Below are 22902 nucleotides of genomic sequence, written 5' to 3' on the forward strand. Positions count from 1 at the left end.
TTAAACTATTAAATGAGAATCAGTAGCGTTATCATAACGAACATAATTAAGGATAACCATACAAAATGGAGCATCTACTCGGCGGTTTTGCCTTGTTGATGATCTATACATGATGTGTGGCCTCTGCGTTTTAAGTGATAGCAGCCGTTTTGAATGATAAAAGCATTGATGAGTTTAATAGGTCACTGCCCATGATAGAGAAGACTAAAGTTTGAATATGAACACTCCAGCATTTGTTCGTATTAGCCGCGTTCTGGCTTATATCCATGCGAACCTTAATTCTGCGTTATCGCTAGAAGATATTGCGAAACAAAGCTGTTGGTCTCGCTGGCAACTTCAACGAGTCTTTCAAGCAGAAACAGGCCTTACCGTTGCAAACTATGTGAGAGAGCTAAAGCTAAGCCAAGCGGCAGAGTATCTGCTTGATGGAGAAGAGCGCGTCATTGATATCGCGCTCGGGCTCGGGTTCAATTCAGAAATCAGCTTTAGTCGTTCGTTTAAGCAAATGTTTGGGGCTAGCCCCAGCCAATATAGAAAAGCAGGCAAAAGAATAGGGTTAAGAAAGCCCATACAAGTCTCTGAAACAGGGGGGGCTGCAGAGAAAGGTGCGCTCAGTTTTGTGGAGGTGCGTATTGATGAAAGAGTATCATTCCTTGTTAAAGGTATGATGTCAGAAATCAGTGGTTTGTTTTCACTTACTCAAGACTTCGCCCAGAAAGTACCTCAGCTTTGGTCTCGTTTGGAGCATGAAGTCACGGTCCCAAATGATAACGCGGTTCAGTTTGTTGGTGTTGTTGATCTTACTCAGTCTTGTTTCGATGGCACGAATATTCACTATTGGGCTGGCGTTGAACTTCATGAAAGCATTTCAATCCCACAATTACCGAGCATTATCTCTGAACGATTAGAGGTGCTCACTATCCCAAAGCAAACCTATGCCGTGGTGAAACACTGTGGGCCTATTGAGAACCTTCGATATACCTTGAGCTGGTTTGTGCTTAATTGGCTGCCAAACTCGGGTTATCGTGGCGTTGATGGTTATGAACTCGAAGTGTACCCGTTGGGTTATGAGGCCCATGCTGCTAATGCGGAAATGGAGTACTGGGTCCCTATCATTAAAGCGTAAGCATATCCCGATTATTTTTCCTTCTAGAAAGCCTTTTTATAATCTAGGGGAATTGTGTTTTTTTAACCAGCAATGGACTAAGTTCTTTGTAAATGAAGCCCAGTTCTTTTTGAATTTGCACCAAATTGTTAATTATTCTATCCCTAGATACATACAATGCAAATGATATTCGTTATTATTTGTATTAATTGTTGATGTCCGAGGGAACCATGACCACTCACACTTGTTTTAAGTATTCATCGATTGCAGTCGCGTTGCTGACTGTGTTCTCAGCGCCAGCTCTGGCAGCAGACCCTGTTACTTTGACTGACTCTAAAGTAGAAACTGTGACTATTATGGGTAAAGCTTATCGTAATACAGCAACGAAATCGGCACTTGCGCCAGAAGAAACACCCCAAGGTATTACGGTCATTGATGAAGAACAGTTAAAACACCGGGGGGTAAAGTCTCTCAACCAAGCGCTTAGGTATGCGCCGGGTGTTGTCACGGAGAAGAAAGGCGCATCGGTAACAATGTACGATACGTTTTCTATTCGTGGCTTTTCTAACAACCAAAGCTACTACGACGGCTTGGTGCTGCCTTTTTTGACCGGCTGGAATTTGCAGTCTCAGATTGATCCTATTGCGCTTCAACAAGTTGAAGTCTTTAAAGGCCCTACATCTGTATTGTATGGATCGATGCCTCCGGGTGGAATGGTCAACATGATTGCGAAGACACCACAAGGCGATGATTCTACAATAGTTGGTGTATCTACGGGGTCAAGAAACTTAATGGAGGCCTCAATTGATACTTCAGGCCAGTTAGGTGACAGTGATTTTTCATACCGTTTGATAGCGCTAGCTCGCCAACAAGACAGCCAAGTTGATAACGCCGAAGAAGAGCGTTACGTCATTGCTCCATCGTTAAATTGGCAGGTGTCTGATAGAACTTTGGTCAACTTTAACCTGTACTATCAGAATGACCCTTCAATGGGGATTAACTCTGCAATGCCACTCGAAGCATTAAAGGCAAGTGATCCATCAGTGTCTATGGGAGACAAAAATTGGAGCGCCTTTGAGCGCGAAGTGTTGATGTTAGGCTATAAGATTAACCACCAAATCAATGATAATTGGACCTTCCTGCAGAACGCTCGTTATTCCAATGCGTCGCTATATCAAGAAAACACATACCATCGCGGGACGAACTTTAACCCTTCGACTGGCCGTTTAATTCGAAACGTGTATAGCACGGATGAAGAGTCTCAAAGTTTTGTTATCGATAACCAAGTTTCAGGACTTGTCGAAGTTGCTGGCTTAGAGCACAACTTACTGTTTGGTGTCGATTACCTAAAACTGACAGGCGACTCTTTGTATCAAGAGTTCACCGCGAACACTGGTTTTAACGGGTTTAATGCATACAACCCGAGTAATGACCTGCTTGATAAGAGTCAGCTTCAGGAGAATTACCGCGAATCACATGACATAACGACCGAGCAATTGGGCTTGTACTTCCAAGACCAAGTTCGCTACGACGCCTTAGTGTTACTTGCTGGTGGACGTTACGACATGTTCAAGGCAAGTGATGATAAAACCAGTTCTTACCCAACAAGCGATGGCACAGAAGAAGCCGATCATAATCAGTTCTCGTACCGTGTAGGCGCCTTGTATGAACTAAAAAACGGCATCTCTCCATTTGTAAGTTATGCGACGAGCTTTGAGCCGGCTGCAGGTACTGACATTAATGGTAACGCCTTAAAACCTCAGTTGGGTGAACAGGTTGAGTTGGGGGTGAAATATCTTTCTGCTGATATGTCACAACAACTTACGGCGTCATACTTTAACATCACTAAGAAAGACTCAATTGCTGCCGATCCTTCTGATCCAACGTATCGCTCTAAGATTCAGTTAGGTGAAGTACGTTCTCAAGGCATGGAAGTTGAAGGTCGATGGTTTGTCACGGACAACTGGGATGTAAACGCCAGCTACACCTATATCGATATGGAAGTGACGGAAGATGTAAACCCAGATCTTGAAGGCACGACGCCAATTTATGTACCGACACATGCCGCTAACCTATGGAGTAATTATTATGTCTACGGTGGCCCCTTAGCCGGTACGCGTTGGAGTGCAGGTGCTCGCTATATGGACGAAATGGAAATGGATGCAGCTAATACCCAAGGCAAAGTGCCGTCTTACACGGTGGTTGATTTATCAGTGGGTTATGATTTAGGTGCGGCGAGCGATACGCTCTCTGGTGCAACAGCGAACCTACTCGTTAACAACCTGTTAAATGAAGAATACTACACCTGCTATGACCAATCTAACTGTTGGTTCGGTGCAGAGCAATCTGTTGAGCTTAGCGTTAATTATGAATTCTAATTAGGTTAGGGTTATCAATTTTAAAGCAGCCTTAACTAGGCTGCTTTTGTCGTTTGAAGAAATAGAGATTTTAGGTTTAATAGGCAAAAGTATGAATTCTAAACGAGTAGGTTCCCACTTTTCTAATGTAACGAGCGTAAATACAAAAGTCGTATTAACCGTGCTAATGGCTGCTTTATCGTTTCATGCGATGGCGGACTTTAAAGTTGAAGATAGTGAGGGTGTTAAAACTCTTGAAGCTCAACCAGTAAGAGTTGCCGCGCTGAGTTGGGATATCGCCGAACAAGTGATTGAATTAGGTGTTACGCCTGTGGCGGTGCCTGATATTGCAGGCTATAGCGATTGGGTTGTTCAACCGGCGATTCCTGAAGGCGTGACCGATATAGGTACCCGCACGGAGCCTAACTTTTCAGTACTTAAGAAAATAAATCCTGATGTGATTTTGATCGCTTCTCCTCAAAAAGACCTTCAGGCTCACCTTTCTGATATTGCACCAGTGCTTTACTACCAAACGTACAGTGAGCAGCATAGCAATGCAGCGGCCGCTATCGACAACTTCAAGATGATCGGTCAATTGCTGGGTAAGGAAGATGAAGCCAACAAGAAACTGGCTGTGATGGATGAACGTTTCGCCGCTCTTAAGGCTGAACTAGATAAAGCGTACCCGGGCGACAAGCCAGAAGTTACGTCCTTTCGTTTTGCGAGCACCACATCGGTGTATATTTACGGTGATAACTCGATTCCACAATACGCACTTGAAAAGCTAGGGTTTAAAAATGCGATGGATCTTCCCGCGAGTCAGTGGGGGATCAGCCAAAAGCGCATGACTGAACTTAAGAAGGTGAACGAGGGCATTGCGCTGTATTTTGAGCCTTTTCCGTATCAAGACAAGTTAAACCATTCGCCAATATGGAAGAGCATGCCTTTTGTTCGAAGTGGTCAATTTAGCCCAGTTGCAGCAAGTTGGAGCTATGGTGGCGCTATGTCGATTCTATATAACGCAGAAGCTATGGCGCAATCGCTCTTGAACTTAGCGGAGCAGTAATGAAATCCAGTGGTTTTATGATGGGGGCGGCCTTGTTTTTCGCTGCCCTTGTGCATTTATGGTTGGGGCAATCTGAGTTTGGTCCTGTTGGTGAGTTGTTCCAGGAAATCTCACAAGTTAGTGAAATGGCGTTGCTCAGTAGAATGGTCGATGAGTCATTCGAACTGATGGCATTCATCTATGTCAACTTACCGCGTTTGGTGATGGCTGTTTTAGTTGGTGGGACTCTTGGTACGATCGGCAGTTTATTTCAACAACTGACTCAGAATCGCATGATGTCGCCGCTGACATTAGGAACGTCATCAGGGGCATGGCTTGGTTTAGTCATATTGAATGTTGCCGCCCCGATGTTGGTGGCACAATATTCAGTCTGGTTTGCACTCATTGGTGCACTGCTTGCAATGGGGCTTATCGTTTCCATTGTTGGCATCAAAAACATGAGCGGCTTACCAATTGTACTCGCAGGTATGGCGGTCAACTTATTGCTCGGCGCATTCGCGACCGCGATTATTTTGCTCAATGACCAGTATGCACAGAACCTGTTTGTATGGGGGGCGGGCGACCTAGGACAAAATGGCTGGGAACAAGTGCTTTGGTTGATGCCTAAGTTGTTGCCGATCTTACCCATATTTTTATTGGCACCACGGATACTGACTCTGCTTTCGATAGGCATTGAAGGGGCGGCAGCACGTGGTCTCAATCTTGGCGCGACCTTCTTTGTTTTGATGACGGTCGGTGTTTGGTTGGTGTCAGTGTCGATTACCTCGGTGGGGGTGATAAGCTTTATTGGCTTGATCGCCCCTAATATTGCTAGATATTTGGGCTTTTTAAAGGCCAAATCCGAGCTCATCGCAAGTTGTATACTAGGCGCGGTATTACTTTGTACCACTGATAGTTTGGCGATCTTCTTGGCTCAGTGGTCTATGGATATGATCCCTACAGGGACGGCAACCGCAGTGATCGGGGCCCCTGCATTGATCATGATTGCTCGTAAGCAAATGTCTGCCCAAGACCAATTATTTTTCTCCATGCCGAAAGGGCCAAAGTCTATTTCAACTTTCGCTTACGTCTTGTTGTGTACAATAATTTTCGGGTTGTTGGTTCTTAGTGTGTTTTCACAGCCATCGTCTAATATGAGTTACTTTGTTGTCCCAGGTACTTTTGAATGGTCTATTCGCTGGCCGAGGATATTAACCGCAATATTTGCTGGTGGTGGTTTGGCCGTTGCTGGGGTGATTTTGCAAAGGTTAGTCTACAACCCACTGGCGAGCCCAGACATTCTCGGGGTGTCTGCTGGTGCTGTTTTAGCTTTGATCTTTAGTAGCTTATTTATGGGGTATTCGATTCACTCATTAAGCCCTTGGGTTGCGTTTTTAGGCAGTGCGATTGCACTTTGTTTGCTGCTTCTCCTTGGAAGAAAGCATCAGTTTGCTCCGTCGATTTTGATTCTGACTGGGATTTCGCTTACCGCAGTATTGGAAGCTTTGGTGCAATTCTCTTTGACGCGAGTAGGTGAAGGAAAATATACCTTGCTGGCTTGGTTGGCGGGCTCTACATATCGTGTCAAACCCGAGTCAGCAATGATAATGGCAATCGTTATAACCGTTTGTATTTTTGTTGCTCTATTATTAAGTCGTTGGGTGACGTTGATAGCCATTGGCCGTCAGTTTGCGAGTGCTAGGGGGCTGAATCTCACTATCGCTTACGTAATATTGCTTTGTCTTGTTGCCGTCTTATGTTCGGTAGTGACAACCACAATGGGACCTGTTGCTTTTGTCGGGTTATTGGCACCACATATTGCAGCTATGGTCGGTGCCCGTTTGGTTCGAGAGCAGCTTATCTTGTCGTTTTTGGTTGGGGCTGCACTCATGCTATTTGCGGATTGGTTGGGGCAAGTGATGGTATTTCCTGCACAATTAGCCGCAGGCACTTTAGTTTCTATTATTGGCGGTAGCTACTTTATCTTATTGTTGTTGAGGTCTGGCAGAGCATAGATCAAGCGTCCGATAACTCTGAGTCAGAGAATACTAATAAATGATGAACAAGATATGCGTTTCAAGAGTACAAAACATCATGACTGGTAATTTAGCCTACTTTTTCTAATCAATTTAGTGCCTAGTGAAATGGGGGGCTTATCAGGCATCGTTCGTTTCTCAGCTTACTTCTCCAAGACAATCAATGTGCGCGAGGCACTATTTTTCATTCATTAATCCATTCCACTTGTGACAAAGTTATCAGAATTATGCATTTACGGTAACGTTCCCGAAAATAAAGATCTATTATCCATCCAGAGATGAAAAGTGAAGTAATCAACACAACTGACTTTTATTTATTCTTTTATTTAGCGCTGGTGCATTAAAAGTATAGGCCAAGCTGTGCTTACGAATTATTTTGGGAACGTTTGCAGGTTGCCTTAAATTATTAACGTGAGAACATAAGAATGAAACGACACACTTTAGCAGTTGCTGTAACAATGGGGCTAATGACGACATCGGTATTAGCAAGTGAAGACGTTGCTGCATTAGAGCAACGTATTAATGAATTAGAACAAAGAGTTGCACAAACGGAGCAGATCTCTAGCGAAGCCAATGAAAAGGCTTCTTCGTTTGAGTTTCACGGTTATGCACGTTCTGGGTTATTGATCAACGATGACCTGAACGGTGCAACAGGTACTGGACCTTACATGACAGCGGCGGGGGCAATTGGTGCGCCAGTTGGACGACTTGGTGTTGAAGATGACCATTACGTTGAAGCGAACTTGATTCATAAGCGTTTTGCGGACGATGGCTCTAGTGCTTTGTTTCGTATCATGTTAGCCGACAGCACTGAGACAAATAACGAGTGGACTGCCAGCGAAAGCCAGTTGAATGTACGACAAGTTTATTCAGAACTGAGTCGCCTAAGCATGTTCTCTGAATCAGAAGCATTCTCTGAAGCAACGTTCTGGGCAGGTAAACGATTTGATCGCGACAATTTTGATATTCACTTTTTCGATTCGGATATCATCTTTTTATCAGGTACTGGCGCGGGCGTTTACGATGTTCAAATGAGCGACAGCTGGAAAGCGAACTTTTCGATTTATGGCCGAGACTTCGGTGAGATCGACAGCTCATCGACTGATGTAGAAAACTACATAGCAACCATGAATAACCGTATTGGCCAATGGCAAGTGATGTTGAGTGGCATGACCTCAGCAGACAACGATAGCCGTCTAAATGGCGCTGCTGAAAGCGGTGTACACGCAATGTTTGCATTCCATGGCGACAACTTCTATGGCTTGAGCGAAGGCTTTTCTAAAACCGGTATGTTGCTTGGTAGCGGATTAGGTGCGGAGCTAAAAGGCATCGGTTCCAATGGCGATCTACTGGATGATGCAAAAGCCGTTCGCCTGTTTAGCTACGGTGTGACTCGAATTGGCGATAACTGGCGTCTAGCACCTGCATTAATGGCAGAGCATAGCCAAGACCGTCTGAAGAAGAATGACGAATTCACATGGGCTTCTTTAAACGTTCGATTGGCTCAAGAGTTCACAGAGAACTTTGAGATGGTTTACGAAGGGTCATTGCAGTACATGGACTTGGATAACGCGACGGAGCAAGCGAGCGGCGGTTTCTATAAAGCCACAGTTGCGCCAACGCTAAAGCTTTCAACCAGTACCGGCTTTTTTGACCGACCAGAACTGCGTTTCGCTGTGAGTTATGTGGATTGGAGTGAAGATCTGAATGGTTACTCGGTGAGCACCGATGCGGATGCAGCAACAATGGGCGAGGGTGGCGAGGTTCTGTTTGCATTGCAGATGGAAACTTGGTTCTAATTGCCAGATATATCGTTTAGATAGAGAGTTTTGTTCATGATGCGATAGCCGCATCATCAAATGCCAACCTTATCGTTTTAACTCAAAGGTTGGCATTTTTGTATTGCTAGTTGACTAGTTAGCAAGACTCTCTTTCGATGATGCTAAAGGTCAGCACCACCTTACTCATTTCAAAGCCTTTCTTCTCAATGCGGTCGAGTAGCAACTTCGCTCCATTTTCTCCTGCTTTATCAAATGCATAGTTAAACGTGGAAAGCGTTGGAGTGCATACTGAAGCGAGTTCATCGTCACCGACCCCCAGCACCAATATATCCTTTCCAGGAACAAGCCCAGCTTCCTGAATGGCTCTAATCGCACCAATTGCGATACGGTCTGTCGCGCAGAACAAGCCGTCGAGCTTGGTGTGTTCTTTCAGGTATTGCTTAGCCAGCTTGTAGCCTGAATCTATGGTGAAGTCACCACGAGCGTGAAATTGCAATGTGAGGCCGTTGAATTGAAGCGATTGAGCGAACCCTTCTGATCTCATCTTATCAACCGCGATATCATCACCTTGTACGCCAATGAATCCCATATGCTTACAACCTTTCGAGATGAGTCGGTTGCCAGCTTCAAATCCTACACGGGCATCATCGTGAACAATACTTGGGATATTAAACATTGAACCGTCTTGACCAACCAACACCACGGGCACAGCAGAGTTTTGAACCGCTGTGACTAATTTGTTATCGAGGTGAGTGGCGTAGAGAATAATGCCTTCTACGCGTTTTTGGTTAAATATTTGAATATATTCAATTTCTTTATGGTGTGTCTGGTTGGTGCTCGCTAAAAGAACATGCTTGCCAGCTTGCTCTAGTACCGTCGTTAACCCGTCGACACCTTGAGAGGTCGCGTGCGAAGAAACCCGAGGAACAATTACGCCAACCAAGTTGGTTTTCTGAGATTTTAGGTCTTTCGCGACTTGGTTTGGGAGATAGCCACACTCTTCTACCGCTTTACGAACCTTAACCTTGGTTGCGTCTTTTACGCCATATTCATCATTGATTACTCTTGAGACTGTCGACTTGGAAACTCCAGCGAGACGAGCCACATCATGAAGACTAGCCATTATAAATTATCCAATTGTAATTTTAGTTTTGGGATTGTTTTCAAACAGGCCATTTAAATTCCTTGCCTGCTAGAAGATTTTAACCTTGTCACCTTATCCTAGGGAGATAATTTGAAGATCATTCTCACACTATTGAGTCGTTATCTTTGATCATTTGTTGTTTATAGGCAAAAATTTGCTTTGCAAACGTTCCCGAAAGTTCAAGAGCCCAAATGATAATCCAATGGGGTATGTAATGAATTATCCAAACATAGCAAAAGAGCTGCTCACTCTACTAGGTGGTAAAAGCAATATCACTGCACTCGCACATTGTGCGACTCGTCTGCGTCTTGCTGTCGCAGATCAAGACAAAATTGATGAACAGGCGATTGACAACCTAGAAGGGGTCAAGGGCCAGTTTAAAGTTGCGGGTCAATATCAGATTATCTTTGGTTCCGGAGTCGTTAACCAAGTTTATGCTGAATTGGCTAAGCAGACTGAAATGACGGAAATGTCGACCAATGATGTGGCGTCTGCAGGGGCTGATAACCAAAATATTGTGCAACGTGCGGTGAAAGGTCTGTCTGATATTTTTGTACCAATCATTCCTGCAATTGTGGCTGGTGGTCTGTTGATGGGTATCTACAACCTATTGACGGCTCAAGGTTTGTTCATTGATGGTAAATCTTTAATCGACGCAAATCCGGGCTTAACTGACTTAGCAAGCATGATTAACACATTTGCTAATGCCCCTTTTGTTTATTTACCTATTTTATTAGCATTCTCAGCGAGTAAAAAATTTGGTGGTAACCCATACCTTGGCGCGGCTTTAGGTATGTTGATGGTTCACCCAGATCTTCTTAATGGTTGGGGGTTCGGTGGCGCATCGGTATCTGGCAGTATTCCAGTGTGGAACATCATGGGTTTCGAGATTCAGAAAGTTGGTTATCAAGGTTCTGTACTGCCCGTTCTAGTGTCTGCGTTCATTCTTGCGAAAGTCGAGCTTGGCTTGCGTAAAGTGATCCCTTCAGTTTTGGATAACTTGCTAACGCCGCTATTGGCTATTTTTGTGACAGGCTTGTTGACATTCACGATTGTGGGCCCCTTCACTCGTGATATCGGTTTCCTGCTTGGTGATGGCCTAAATTGGCTATATAACAGTGCTGGCTTCATTGGTGGTACTGTGTTCGGTTTGATTTATGCGCCATTCGTTATCACAGGTATGCATCATAGCTTTATTGCGATTGAAACCCAGTTGCTAGCCGATATTGCAACGACGGGGGGTACGTTCATTTTCCCTATCGCAGCGATGTCGAATGTGTCACAAGGTGCAGCTGCATTGGCCGTCGGCTTTATGAGTCGTGATAAGAAAATGAAAGGTATCGCCATTCCTTCTGGTGTAACGGGTCTGCTTGGTATTACTGAACCAGCAATGTTTGGTGTGAACTTAAAGCTTCGCTACCCATTTATTGCTGCCGTTTGTGCTGCTGCTGTTTCAAGTGCATTTATCACTATGTTTAATGTGAAAGCGCAAGCGCTTGGTGCGGCGGGTATTCCAGGTATTATCTCAATATCTCCAGAAAAAGTTGGTTACTACGTGGTAGGTATGCTTATCGCGTTTGTTACTGCTTTCACATTGACCGTGGTTTTAGGTTTGCGTGAGCGTAGTAAGCAAAACATTAAAGCAACAGCTTAACGCTTCTCCCTAGAAGTGAAATTCCCCCAATTTCACTTCATTTCTTAAGCTTTGGGTGCTAGCTAGGTGATTTGGTTTAGCTAGCCTTTTATATTTATGCATGACAACGTGAACATTCACATGCATTCGGTTGTTATGATTTTGAGTTTTAAGGTAAGAAAGATGAATCAAGTTTGGGTCACTGGAGACGCCGTCGTCGACCTCATTCCGGAGACTGACGCGACATTATTGAAATGTCCGGGTGGCGCTCCTGCTAATGTCGCGGTAGCGATTTCTCGCCTTTTAGGCAAAAGCGCATTTTTCGGCCGAGTGGGTAACGACCCGTTTGGCACTTTTATGGCAATGACTCTGCAAAAGGAAGGTGTGAATACCGAGCGTTTGGTTAAGGACTCGGAACAACGCACGTCAACTGTGGTGGTTGATCTTGATGACCAAGGCGAACGCAGCTTTACATTTATGGTTAAACCAAGTGCCGACCAGTTTATGTCTGTTGAAGACATCCCCGAATTTAAGAAAAACGAGTGGCTACACGTCTGCTCAATCTCTTTGGCTAATGAACCAAGCCGAAGCAGCACATTTGAAGCAATACGACGAATGAAAGAAGTGGGGGGGTACATTAGCTTTGACCCTAATCTTCGAGATGAAGTGTGGCAAAACCCATCTGAAATTAAACCTGTTGTCATGAGGGCGGTTGAGTTGGCCGATGTGGTTAAATTCTCAGAAGAGGAGTTGAATTTCCTGACCGACGCTACTTCTATGGAACAAGGGTTGGCTCATATTGCGGAGCTTAACAATACGTTGGTTCTCATTACTCAGGGCGCAAAAGGCGTTTGGCGAGTATTTGAAAATCAAGGCGCGTTGATGACAGGTCGTTCAGTGACTCCTGTTGATACCACGGGTGCAGGCGATGCTTTTGTTGGCGGCTTGCTTGCAAAGCTTTCACTGCATGAAGAGTGGAACAATCAACAAGTCGTCGACGCTGCAATTTTGTGGGCGAATGGCTGTGGCGCATTGGCGACAACGAAAAAAGGGGCGATGACAGCACTTCCAACGCAAGAGGCTCTTACTCAGTTTATTTATCCAGATGTCTCAAGCGCGGCCAACCCCGAGGGGAATGTATGAGCTTGAATTCGAACTGGACGGTGGAGCAAAGGTATTGTCGTGTAGAGCAGATTTCTCAGGACAGTATTGACGCGATGGTCAAGCTTCGCAAACAAGACTCTGGATACCCTGACTACCACATAGCGCCTAAGTTTGGCCTGCTTAATGATCCTAATGGCCTATGTTTCTTTAATGGTGAACATCACCTGTTTTATCAATGGACGCCAGTTGGCCCTGTGCATGGTATGAAGTATTGGTACCACCTTTCGACCAAAGACTTCGTTCATTTCGAAGACCACGGCATTGGCTTATATCCAGACCAAGATTACGACTCTCACGGTGTTTATTCAGGTGGTGCGTTGGTTGAGAACGACAGTGCGTTACTGTTCTTTACCGGCAATAAACGTGATGACAATTGGCAACGAGTTCCCACCCAATGTTTTGCCAAGATGTCTTCCGACGGCAAGATTGAAAAGCACGGCGTGGTTATTAAAAACGAACACTACACCGAACATTTTCGCGACCCAAAAGTGTGGAAACAGGGTGACGATTATCTGATGGTTGTGGGTGCTCAAACTTTTGAAGAAACGGGGTCAATGGTTTTGTATCGCAGCCGTGACCTGATGAATTGGCAACACAAAGGGCCAATTAAAACCCGTTACAACAACCTTGGTTATATGTGGGAATGCCCTGATTTCTTTGAAATCGACAATCGTTCGGTGATGTTGTTTTCTCCACAAGGTGTGTCTAGCGATAACCCATACGATTTCAAAAACATCTATTCGGTGGCTTATATCGTCGGTGACCGTCTAAATCTAGATTCGGTGGAACTGGGAAACCACCAAGACATTGCGCAGCCAGATTACGGCTTTGATTTCTATGCCCCACAGACTTACTTAGATGATATAGGTCGCCGCATTCTGATTGCTTGGATTGGGCTTCCAGAAATTGACACGCCATCTGTCGAGTATCAGTGGGCGGGTATGTTGTCGTTACCGCGCGAGCTGAAAATCAAGGATGGTTATCTCGTTCAGTCTGCTTTACCTGAACTGAAAGCACTGCAAGGCGAAGCAGTTACGGTTAAGAATGCGTTAGAACTCGATACGACGAGCTTCGTGGTTCAGCTCGAAACGGATACGGACGAGTTTGAGTTAACGCTTGCTAATGCTTCGGGTGATAATATCGTGTTCGCTGCCACAAAGGCGGAATTCATTTTTGATCGCAGCAAGATGTCTCACTTGTACGCTGAAGAGTTCGGGTGTGTGAGGAAAGCGCCTAGGTTGAGCAAAAAGCAAACTATAGCGATTTATGTCGACAAGTCGGTTATCGAAATCTTCATCAATGGCGGTAAACATACAATGAGCAGTCGTTTTTTCATTGATGATTTAAGTTCGTTGTCCATCACTGGCGACGTGAATACTGTTTATCACCCGATGAGCCCCATTAAAGGGTTAGATGACTAAATTACTTGAATAAAAGAGGCCGTATTATATACGGTTTCTTTTTATTGAGGGTATGTCAGATTGCGGTAGATGAGCGTTTGTAATTACGGAACTAGAAAATTCTCATACATGAAATAATCGACGAGCTATGGAATGTTCGGATGAAACCTATTTATTGGAGCTCTTTAATTGTTCGCGAATCACACGTGAGCCGTACTTAATGCACCCACTAAATTGTCACTTATGTACAAACTAAGTTTGGTCTCCGCTATTCCATTGCTGGAATGAACAAGTGGCTACATCATCACGGTTTCTTATATGAGAAGTAGAAAGCGGTACTGCTCAAGTTTAATTCAGAGAGGTAATAAGCATTTATCGAACACTAGGACAAGACGCTAAGAAATAGCGAAGACCCTGTGTTGTTCATGATGCCGTTCATCCCACGAAATCAACATAACTCAGTTATGGCGGGATACATAAAGGCCAAGACAAAGACAAAGACAAAGTTATTGAGCCCACAGGCAGTCGAACTCATCTTAATATTATCAGTGCGTTACCACTTTAAAAACTTGGCGAAATGGTGTCAGAAATCTATGATGCCATAAGCAGTAAGGGCATCGTTCAGGCCTGTTGAAGATGCGTCAAAAGTGCTCAATGTCGAGCTTCATTACTTACCTCCTCACTGTCCAAATTTAAATCCCAATAGAACCGCTTTAGAAAGTGATGAATGAGCATATGAGGAATAGTATTTACTTGTGCCCAATTCACCCATCAAAGAGTTTTTCGATGTAAAGTAACCAGAGGGTGCAGGAGAAATCTCACCCAGAATTACGGATAATTTTCAGATTTTGAAACCTGATTCTTCAAGTTGAAAGGGTATAATTATATTAATTCTTATTTTTCGATACACTTAAGAGAGTGATACGCAGTATATTGATCAAAATAGACATGTCCTGTAATACTTTGTATAAAATTAGTATGGTTAAGAATATCCATGACAGGCCCTTTAATTTCAGAAAAATGCACTGTAATACCTCGTTCTTGCAAATCTGACATTATTTTTTTAAGACTGTCTAAGGCACTCAAATCAACATCATTGACTCCTGAAAACATCAAGATTAAATGCCTAGTGAGTGGTTTGTGAGTGATGAATGAAGGGATTTTTTCTTCTAAATATTGTGAGTTCGCGAAATACAGGCTTTCATCAATTCGAATTGTAACAACCGAAGGCGTTGTCTCTACCTCATATCTGTCGACGTTGCGAAAGTAGTGAGTACCATGTACAAGACCGACAACTGCGATATGTGGGCGACTGGTGCGCCAGAGAAATAATACGAGAGATGCGACCAGTCCTGCAAACAAACCAATCTCAACGTTAAAGGCCAGTACACCGATAATGGTAAGAAACATGGCAATAGCATCACTTTTTGCACTTTTCCAAGTATGGATGATGGCTTTTACATCAATTAGTGCCGATACCGCAACGATAATGGTTGCCGCTAATACCGTATGTGGCAAATAGGTAAACAGTGGAGTGAAATAAAGCACCGTAATACCGATTCCGATTGCGGTAAATGTGCCCGCTAATGGTGTTTCGGCGCCGGCATCATAATTGACTACTGAGCGCGATAGACCACCGGTAACCGGAAATCCCCCGTTAATAGCCGAAGCGATGTTGGCACCACTTAAGGCAATCAGTTCCTGATTTGGCTCAATTCTCTGGCGACGTTTCGCCGCGAGTGTCTGGCCAACCGAAGCCGATTCGACAAAACCGATAATACTCAGCAAAATCGCGGCCGGAAGCAGTTCTCCAATTAGTGCGAGATCGAGTGATGGCAGTGAAAAGCTCGGCAAACCGCTTGGGATCTGGCCGACCACGCTCACGCCCTTTTTGTCCAGATCAAACAGGGCTACCAGTACAATACTCAATATCATCACTATCACTGGAGCTAGTTTGGTTACATGACCTGCCAGTTCTGATGAAAGTCCCAGCTTGATTAAATTGGGTCTAAGGCTCTTGCGTGCATAGATCAGGGCAATCAAGCAGGATACGCCAATCAGCAAGGAATAGAAATTGGTTTGGGGCAATGCAAGAATCAAATTGGTCAGGCGTTCAATCACATTTTCTCCGTGCAGTGGCACGCCAAGAATATGTTTAAACTGTCCGATAGAGATAAGAATACCAGAGGCGGTCATAAAACCGGAAAGCACTGGATGGCTTAAAAAAGTGGTCAGAAATCCCAGTCTAAGTACCGACATTAGCAACAGCACGATACCGGAAAGAAATGCTAATGTTGCAGCAGCCGTGATATAGCCTTGGCTACCCGTTTCAAACAGCGGAGCAACGGCTTCTGCGGTCATTAGCGAGATAACTGCAACCGGACCGACAGCCAGTGTTTTACTGGTACCAAGCAGAGTATAAGCGATCAGCGGCAGGATACTGGCGTACAGACCAACAACGGGTGGTAGGCCAGCGACCATCGCGTATGCAAGGCTTTGAGGAATTAGCATCAAAGTCACGATGATAGCAGCTAAGCCATCTTTCGTTGCATCATGACGCGAATAGTCGGGCAACCAAGACGATATCGGCAGCCATTTCAACCAGGAATTTTTCATGCCTTGGTTATCCTAAGTAATGTGTGTGAACTCGGTTAATCGGGTTGCTTAACCCAACTCAGGTCAAAACCCATTTCGGCGGCTTGAGCAATGCGTTGATCAAATAAACCCAATTCGTTGCTGCTCATCGACCAGAGTGCGCTGCAACGTGTTCCAGTGCGACAGAAAGCAAAAATTGGTTTAGGAGCCTGTGCAAAGAACTGACCAAACTGTTTCCCCTGCTCTTGAGTAATATTTCCGGAGATCACTGGGAGGTGAAAATAGGCTAAGCCCTGCTCTTTAGCCAGTTGTTCAATTTCTCTATTCAGAGGTTGATCATTTTCTTCCCCGTCCGGGCGGTTGTTGATGATCGACTTAAACCCCATGGACGCCAGACGTGCTACGTCGCTGGGCTGAATTTGTGGTGAAACGGTAATTGAATCGGTTAAATAGATTGGTATCAGCATAACAGCAACTCCGTTTCAGACTTTATTCAATGGTATTTTCAGATAACGCACACCGTTATCTTCTTCCGGTGGTAATTTTCCGGCACGCATATTGACCTGAACCGAAGGCAAAATCAGGGTCGGCATATTCAGTGTGGCATCACGTCTTTCACGCATTTCAACAAATTGCTGTTCCGAAATATCCTGTTTGACGTGAATATTGTGTAAGCGCTCATCACCGATCGTAGTTTCAAACTGGTACTTTTCTCGGTTTGGTGCTTTGTAGTCATGACACATAAAGACGCGTGTTTTATCAGGCAGAGCGAACAATTTCTGAATTGAGTGATAGAGGGTCGCTGCATCTCCTCCGGGGAAATCGCAACGGGCGGTGCCGTAATCGGGCATGAATAAGGTGTCGCCAACAAATACACAGTTATCAATAACATAAGCCATACAGGCAGGAGTGTGTCCCGGAGTATGGATTGCCTGTGCTTGAATCCCCCCAAGAGTAAAAGTTTCCTGATCAGCAAACAGGTGATCAAACTGGCTGCCGTCCATCGCAAAATCATTACCGGCATTAAACAGCTTACCAAACGTATCCTGTACCACCGTGATTTTGTCACCAATACCGAGTTTGCCACCGAGTTTCTGTTTGATATAGGGGGCCGCGCTTAGGTGATCGGCATGAACATGGGTTTCAAGAATCCACTCAACCTTTAAGCCGTTTTCCACAACAAACTCAATTAGTTTATCGGCCGTTTCGTATGAAGTTCTGCCTGATGCCGGATCATAGTCGAGCACTGAATCAATAACAGCACATTGTTGACTGGTTGAATCAACGACGACATAACTATAGGTGAAAGTTTTCAGATCAAAAAATTCGTAAACGTTGGGAGTCATATTACGTCCTTAGTTCGGTAAAGGATGAGTGATATGTGACCAAGATAACGAGTGCTGGTGAGCACCCGTTTACATAGCTACTCAGTTTATGGTCAGCAAAGTTTGCCGATTACAGCGTTTTTTTGCTGAAGTACCAGTCAACGTAGTTGTAACCTTGATTTTTACGCACTTCCGCTTCCTGAGTGGTTGTTGGTGGTGGAACAATTACTTCATCGCCAGGAGTCCAGCTTTCCGGAGTCGCACATGCGTTTGCATCGGTAGTTTGTAGTGCTTTAACCAGACGTAGTATTTCTGCAACTGAACGGCCGTTGCTCATTGGGTAGTAAAGCATCGCACGTAGTACGCCTTCAGGGTCGATAACGAAAGTGGCACGAACCGCAGAAGTATCACTTGCACCAGGTTGGACCATGCCGTAAGCGCCAGCGACTTTCATATTCAGGTCAGCGATAATCGGGAAGTTAATTTCAATACCAAAGTTATCTTTAATGCTACGAGCCCATGCGATGTGCGCATGAACACCATCAATAGACAGACCCATCAATTCGCAATTTAGCGCTTTAAAGTCATCACTTGCCTTCGCAAAAGCCATAAACTCTGTTGTACACACAGGCGTAAAGTCAGCAGGGTGAGAAAATAGCACAAGCCATTTGCCTTTGTAGTCCTCTAGCTTAAGCATTCCGTGTGTTGTCTTAGCATTGAATCGTGGTGCCGGTTTGTTTAATTGTGGCATTGCAACAACTTGGTTTTCATGTTCGCACATAGGTAACCCTTCTATTATGTTTCGGTCAATTAATTATCATTAGTTCAGTAATAACTAACTAGTTAAAAAGATATGGTTTAGTCTAATATCAAATAATCGCGTAAGTTATAAAATGGATTTACTCAATTCACCTTTTAACATTGAACAATCGACCAACCATATTTAGAGTATATATTTCTGAATGACAAAAAAGTCACTAAAAATGCCAACAAGTTATCCTAATGCGACAATTCTCAAACCAAGCACCAAGGCATACATCCTTGATAGTACGAAGCCCGTGTTGATGGAAAAAAGACAGCTAGAAGCGGGCACGGGTGTTCCTGAACACCAGCATCCTAGAGGGCAATTTATTTGGGCTGAGTCAGGTACTTTCAGTATCCTTAGTAATAACAAGGTATGGATAGTACCGACATCATGCGGGATATGGATTCCGAGTAATGCCTTTCATGAGCTCTCCAGCGACACAAAAACAGTATTGTTGAGTTTATATGTCGATCCTTTTTATGAAGTTCTTTCAGAAAACGAGCACGCCGTCGTAATGAAACTAAGTAGTTTATTGAAAGACGTTATGAAAAGACTTGTTAGTGAAAATACCAATCAAAACTACAGTCGGTTGTTGGGGCTCGTTGTATTAGAGGAATTATCTTGTTTAGAACAAACGACTTATTGGATGCCATCTGGGACAGATCCTCGTCTAAAAAAATTACTAAGCTTATTGATTAATGAGTTTTCTTCTGACCACCAACTGCGCGCACTTGCACCTAAGGTTGGTGCGAGCCCGCGTACGATCGAACGGTTATTTATCAAAGAGATAGGACTCACGTTTAGAGCATGGAAAAGTCGATATAAGTTGATTCTGGCTAGGGACCTTATAGAACAAGGACTGACAACTAAATCTGTAGCACATGAAATTGGGTACAAGAGTATCCCAAGTTTCACTAGAGAATTTAGCAAATTTTTCGGAGTTCCTCCTCAGCAATGTGGAAAGTCCAAGTGCAATGATAACTAAATTGGTGTATACCCGTGTAACATCATGTCATATATCGGGCGGAGAAGTGTTTCCTCCATTCTCCAAGCTAACTTACTTTTTTCAAGTGGGTCAACGACTTGAAAAGGCAGCGCTGTGACTGGTTGTAATGAATAGTCAAACTCCCACAACATCGCATGGCCCACATCGAGAATCATTGGACATGAAGTATAACCGTCCCACTTGTGATGAGGTGTTTTACCTGTAAGCAGCGCACATATATTATTAGTAACAACTGGTATCTGTGACTTCACCGAAGCTGCGGTCTTACCAATGGGCGTTCCAACACAATCTCCAAGGCCGAATACATTCGAATAATGTATGTGCTGCATTGTATACTGATCAACGTTTAGATAACCTCTATACGTGTCGTTATTCGCCAAGTCAGACTCAATAACAACCTGTGGAGGAAGCATTGGCGGTACAACATGTATGAAATCCCAATCAAGTATTTTTGTAGAGCCGTCTTTTAATATAAAGGTTACAGTTTTTTTGTCAGAATCTATGGAGCTTAAAATGTGCTCATAATTCGGTGTGATTTGTCGTTTATTCCAAATGTTTTTGATTCTTGTGTCAAAGTTTTTAACTGAGAAAAGCAACGATTCTGATGTGAAATATTGAAAATTAAGGCCATTGCGATTATCAGATTTCTGTGCAAAGCTTTCTACTAAATTCGTCGCTTTCATTGGTGCGCCTGCACATTTTATAGCACCCTGTGGTCGAGTAAATATTGCATTTCCTCCGCCCGGATTATCCAAAAATTGTTGAGCTTGTTGGTAACTTTTAATACCTGCTTCCGGGCTATGGTAAATGCTGGAGATTCCACTTTTTCCAATAAGGTTTGTATCTAGGCCGTCTATCAAGTCGTAGCGTAAGCTTAGTCCTGTCGAAACAACTAAATAATCGTACTGTATCGACTCTCCATCTGACGTTATTACCGTGTTCTTATCGGGTATGAACTCTCTCGCTGAGCTTCGTTTCCAGGTGACGTTGTTATTTATGTAGTCTCCAATTGGTCGTATGACATCACAGGTTTTGGAGTATGATCCCGCAAGAAACAGAGTTTGACCGGGTTGGTACCAATGAAAGTCTCTTGGTTCGATAATTGTTATCTGAGCGCCATCTAAATGGCGTAAAAGCATATTGGATAACCCAATACCTGCGGCACCACCACCAACAATCAATATTTTTGCATTGGTACTCACTTTCTGGCTTTCTTTATATGTAAGTCCAACTGCACCTAAAACACCCATGCCTATGCCAGACTTTATTAATGTTCTTCTGGAAATCTCCATTTCTAACTTCCTTAAACAATGAACGACTAAGCTTTTCATTTCACATAACGTTATGTGTCAAAAAATTAAGCGAGTGAATTGCCAGTTAATAAATCTTTATACGTCCTACTTGTCGCTCTAAGTAGGACGGGTATATTTAATTATTGGCTAAACTCGTCCACAGCAGCCAGAGCTTGTGTTCCATAAATTACAGCAGGGCCTCCACCCATTAAAATAGCTACATTAATGGTCTCAACCAACTCTTCTCTGGAAGCTCCTGCTTTTACAGCCGCTTCAACATGGGAGCCAATACAGCCATCACAACGGACATTGATGGCAATCGCAACAGCGATAAGCTCTTTATATTTGGTTTCCATAGCGCCCGGAGAAAAAGCTGCTTTGTGAAGACTTAAAAAAGCGTTAAGAGTCTCAGGGCTCTCTTTTCGAAAAGCGGAACCTAACTTGCGTTGTTGCTGATTAATGTCTGTATAGTTTTTGCTCATAATTTACCTCAGTTGTATATTCAAATTTATTTACTCTGGCTTGCATATTTCACCGGCTTTTATGGCTTTGAATGTATTAAGTGAAAGCCACAGAATTAGAAGGGTCAGGCATCCTAATAGCGCTATCCCCATGTAGAAGTATGCAGGTGACTGAGTTAGCTCAGCATATCTAAACAGAGCGACGTTAAAAGCCGCTACCGGAAATGAAAAAGCCCAGGATGAAAGATAAAATCCACCTTTTCGAAATTGATTGATATTAAGCACCAGCAAAATAGCGGTGAATAGTGCAACAGAGGCAAGTATTCTAGAAAAGTCAGTCAGTTCTGGTACTAGCGAGCTATAGGAAACAAAACTAATGGAGGGCGGAGCTAACAAGATAAACAGCATAGGCTTAAAACGTGCTGGTAAAGCTTCATGAAAAATCAGCCGGTTAATAATGATGGTTAATAGTACCAGCCAGAAAATAATACCAACGCCGAAAAAGAACCAGCTTACTTCGATATAACCCAGTTTAGCACCGGTGATTGGAGCTATGATGTTACCGACAACCGGGATAAACCAACTCGGGTTAGCGTGCTCGAGTCGATAGTGCTCATGATGTATCCAGCTATGCATAACCATTAAAGTTAACGAAAGCTGAACGAGAGCGCCAATACCCCACAAACAATAGGAAAGCGATTCAAACCTATGCCAAACGACGGAAAGAAGTAATAGGCTGATTGAGAAGGCTGCAAAGAAATTAATCTTAATTGGGTGTTTTGTTTCTGCAATCACTGCATTTGGATAGCGAAAGAGCTTTAGCAAATAAAGGCTACTAACCAGCAGCATAACGATGCTTGCTAAAACACTGGTGAATGCTGTCACCACAGGTAAAGACATCCCCAGAGCTTTTTGCCATGCGATTGAAAATCCGCTCAAACCCATAACGATAGAGAACATTGAAATAGGGAAATGTATTAATCGGCTTTCTACCTTTGCAGAGGATAGGTGGTTTATCGATAAATCGTTCATATCAAGCCTTTTCAGTTGGTAGCTGTGACCATTAGTTGAATCTAATATACTCTTATCTGGCTGACGTTTTTAGTCGAAAGCATGACAAGGAATATTCCTAATGCGACAAAAGGTTTTTTAACAAAATGAACTGTTATAGAGTGGTGTTATCGCCTTTTATGAAAAAGTAGATCTGAAAAGCATATCCTCGATAGAGTTTTCTATACTTATTTGCTAAATGTTTTCAATCAAGGAGTCACTATGGATACTATCAATATAGGAATTAACGAAGCTGACCGCATAGCTATTGCTGAAGGCTTGAAGCGATTGTTGGCAGACTCTTACACGCTTTATCTGCAAACTCACAATTTTCACTGGAACGTAACTGGGCGACAGTTCCGCGATCTTCATTTGATGTTTGAAGAGCATTATACAGAGCTTGCAACAGCAGTTGATGATGTCGCTGAACGTATTCGTTCATTGAATATTGTCGCTCCAGGTACTTATAAATCGTTAGCAGCATTAAGTTCTATTGAAGAAGTGGAAGATATCCCGCCAGCAATGGAGATGGTGAAAATCCTTACGCAAAGTCACGAACAGGTGATCAGAACCTGTCGTGAGATATTAAAAACGGCTCAGGACGCAGATGATGAATCTTCCGCAGCACTGATTTCAGATCGAATGCGCGTTCATGAAAAAACGGCATGGATGTTAAGAGTCATGTTGGCCGCATAAATATAAT

Annotated in this window: 19 protein-coding genes; 11 read left to right on the top strand and 8 right to left on the bottom strand. The window is 43.7% G+C overall.

Going from position 1 to position 22902, the window contains the following annotated elements; all coding sequences use genetic code 11:
* The first annotated feature begins 217 nt into the window (after window positions 1–217).
* The 5 genes from ATG66_RS02450 to ATG66_RS02470 all read left to right on the top strand — a co-directional run bounded on the left by ATG66_RS02450 (window position 218) and on the right by ATG66_RS02470 (window position 8342).
* Window positions 218–1126, top strand: coding sequence for an AraC family transcriptional regulator (locus ATG66_RS02450; protein ID WP_098413821.1), 909 nt, complete (start codon window positions 218–220; stop codon window positions 1124–1126).
* A gap of 209 nt (window positions 1127–1335) precedes the next feature.
* On the top strand, window positions 1336–3483 hold the full coding sequence (locus ATG66_RS02455; RefSeq protein ID WP_098413822.1) for a TonB-dependent siderophore receptor: 2148 nt from the start codon (window positions 1336–1338) through the stop codon (window positions 3481–3483).
* A 166-nt stretch (window positions 3484–3649) separates the two neighbouring features.
* Window positions 3650–4528, top strand: coding sequence for an iron-siderophore ABC transporter substrate-binding protein (locus ATG66_RS02460; RefSeq protein WP_373560821.1), 879 nt, complete (start codon window positions 3650–3652; stop codon window positions 4526–4528).
* Complete coding sequence (fhuB, locus tag ATG66_RS02465; protein ID WP_098413824.1) at window positions 4528–6522, top strand: Fe(3+)-hydroxamate ABC transporter permease FhuB; 1995 nt, start codon at window positions 4528–4530, stop codon at window positions 6520–6522. The genes ATG66_RS02460 and fhuB overlap by 1 nt, the downstream gene beginning before the upstream one ends.
* A 446-nt stretch (window positions 6523–6968) precedes the next feature.
* Window positions 6969–8342, top strand: a complete 1374-nt coding sequence (locus ATG66_RS02470) for a carbohydrate porin (protein WP_098413825.1) — start codon at window positions 6969–6971, stop codon at window positions 8340–8342.
* 118 nt (window positions 8343–8460) lie between these two features.
* On the opposite strand, the gene ATG66_RS02475 is transcribed toward ATG66_RS02470, so the two are convergent.
* Window positions 8461–9447 (bottom strand): LacI family DNA-binding transcriptional regulator, encoded by a 987-nt coding sequence (locus ATG66_RS02475; RefSeq protein WP_098413826.1) that lies wholly within the window; start codon window positions 9445–9447, stop codon window positions 8461–8463.
* A gap of 235 nt (window positions 9448–9682) precedes the next feature.
* On the opposite strand from ATG66_RS02475, the gene ATG66_RS02480 reads away from it, so the two are divergent.
* From ATG66_RS02480 to ATG66_RS02495, 4 genes are all read left to right on the top strand, one after another.
* Window positions 9683–11122, top strand: a complete 1440-nt coding sequence (locus ATG66_RS02480; protein ID WP_098413827.1) for a sucrose-specific PTS transporter subunit IIBC — start codon at window positions 9683–9685, stop codon at window positions 11120–11122.
* A 162-nt stretch (window positions 11123–11284) separates the two neighbouring features.
* Window positions 11285–12244: an aminoimidazole riboside kinase gene (locus tag ATG66_RS02485; RefSeq protein WP_098413828.1), complete on the top strand. Its 960-nt coding sequence runs from the start codon at window positions 11285–11287 to the stop codon at window positions 12242–12244.
* Complete coding sequence (locus ATG66_RS02490) at window positions 12241–13686, top strand: sucrose-6-phosphate hydrolase (protein WP_098413829.1); 1446 nt, start codon at window positions 12241–12243, stop codon at window positions 13684–13686. Before ATG66_RS02485 ends, ATG66_RS02490 begins: the two co-directional genes overlap by 4 nt.
* Window positions 13687–13898: 212 nt before the next feature.
* Complete coding sequence (locus ATG66_RS02495; protein ID WP_098414500.1) at window positions 13899–13994, top strand: winged helix-turn-helix domain-containing protein; 96 nt, start codon at window positions 13899–13901, stop codon at window positions 13992–13994.
* Between the two features lie 565 nt (window positions 13995–14559).
* On the opposite strand, the gene ATG66_RS02500 is transcribed toward ATG66_RS02495, so the two are convergent.
* The 4 genes from ATG66_RS02500 to ATG66_RS02515 form a co-directional block, all read right to left on the bottom strand.
* On the bottom strand, window positions 14560–16281 hold the full coding sequence (locus ATG66_RS02500; protein ID WP_098413830.1) for a SulP family inorganic anion transporter: 1722 nt from the start codon (window positions 16279–16281) through the stop codon (window positions 14560–14562).
* 35 nt (window positions 16282–16316) lie between these two features.
* Window positions 16317–16727: a TIGR01244 family sulfur transferase gene (locus ATG66_RS02505; RefSeq protein ID WP_098413831.1), complete on the bottom strand. Its 411-nt coding sequence runs from the start codon at window positions 16725–16727 to the stop codon at window positions 16317–16319.
* Between the two features lie 15 nt (window positions 16728–16742).
* On the bottom strand, window positions 16743–17606 hold the full coding sequence (locus tag ATG66_RS02510) for an MBL fold metallo-hydrolase (RefSeq protein ID WP_098413832.1): 864 nt from the start codon (window positions 17604–17606) through the stop codon (window positions 16743–16745).
* A gap of 109 nt (window positions 17607–17715) precedes the next feature.
* The gene (locus tag ATG66_RS02515) at window positions 17716–18366 is read right to left on the bottom strand and encodes a peroxiredoxin (RefSeq protein ID WP_098413833.1); all 651 of its coding nucleotides are present in this window, start codon (window positions 18364–18366) and stop codon (window positions 17716–17718) included.
* Between the two features lie 181 nt (window positions 18367–18547).
* On the opposite strand from ATG66_RS02515, the gene ATG66_RS02520 reads away from it, so the two are divergent.
* Complete coding sequence (locus tag ATG66_RS02520) at window positions 18548–19375, top strand: AraC family transcriptional regulator (protein WP_098413834.1); 828 nt, start codon at window positions 18548–18550, stop codon at window positions 19373–19375.
* Here ATG66_RS02520 and ATG66_RS02525 read toward each other — a convergent pair.
* The 3 genes from ATG66_RS02525 to ATG66_RS02535 form a co-directional block, all read right to left on the bottom strand.
* Window positions 19372–20688 carry an NAD(P)/FAD-dependent oxidoreductase gene (locus ATG66_RS02525; RefSeq protein WP_179885573.1) on the bottom strand — a complete coding sequence of 439 codons (1317 nt, stop codon included), beginning with the start codon at window positions 20686–20688 and terminating at the stop codon, window positions 19372–19374. The genes ATG66_RS02520 and ATG66_RS02525 overlap by 4 nt on opposite strands.
* A gap of 140 nt (window positions 20689–20828) precedes the next feature.
* The gene (locus tag ATG66_RS02530) at window positions 20829–21170 is read right to left on the bottom strand and encodes a carboxymuconolactone decarboxylase family protein (protein WP_098413836.1); all 342 of its coding nucleotides are present in this window, start codon (window positions 21168–21170) and stop codon (window positions 20829–20831) included.
* Window positions 21171–21200: 30 nt separating this feature from the next.
* Window positions 21201–22181 (bottom strand): SLAC1 anion channel family protein, encoded by a 981-nt coding sequence (locus ATG66_RS02535; RefSeq protein ID WP_098413837.1) that lies wholly within the window; start codon window positions 22179–22181, stop codon window positions 21201–21203.
* Between the two features lie 240 nt (window positions 22182–22421).
* Between ATG66_RS02535 and ATG66_RS02540 the strand changes: the two genes are divergently transcribed.
* Window positions 22422–22895 carry a Dps family protein gene (locus ATG66_RS02540; protein ID WP_098413838.1) on the top strand — a complete coding sequence of 158 codons (474 nt, stop codon included), beginning with the start codon at window positions 22422–22424 and terminating at the stop codon, window positions 22893–22895.
* Window positions 22896–22902: the final 7 nt, after the last annotated feature.

Source organism: Vibrio sp. ES.051 (genome assembly GCF_002563795.1).
Classification (GTDB): domain Bacteria; phylum Pseudomonadota; class Gammaproteobacteria; order Enterobacterales; family Vibrionaceae; genus Vibrio.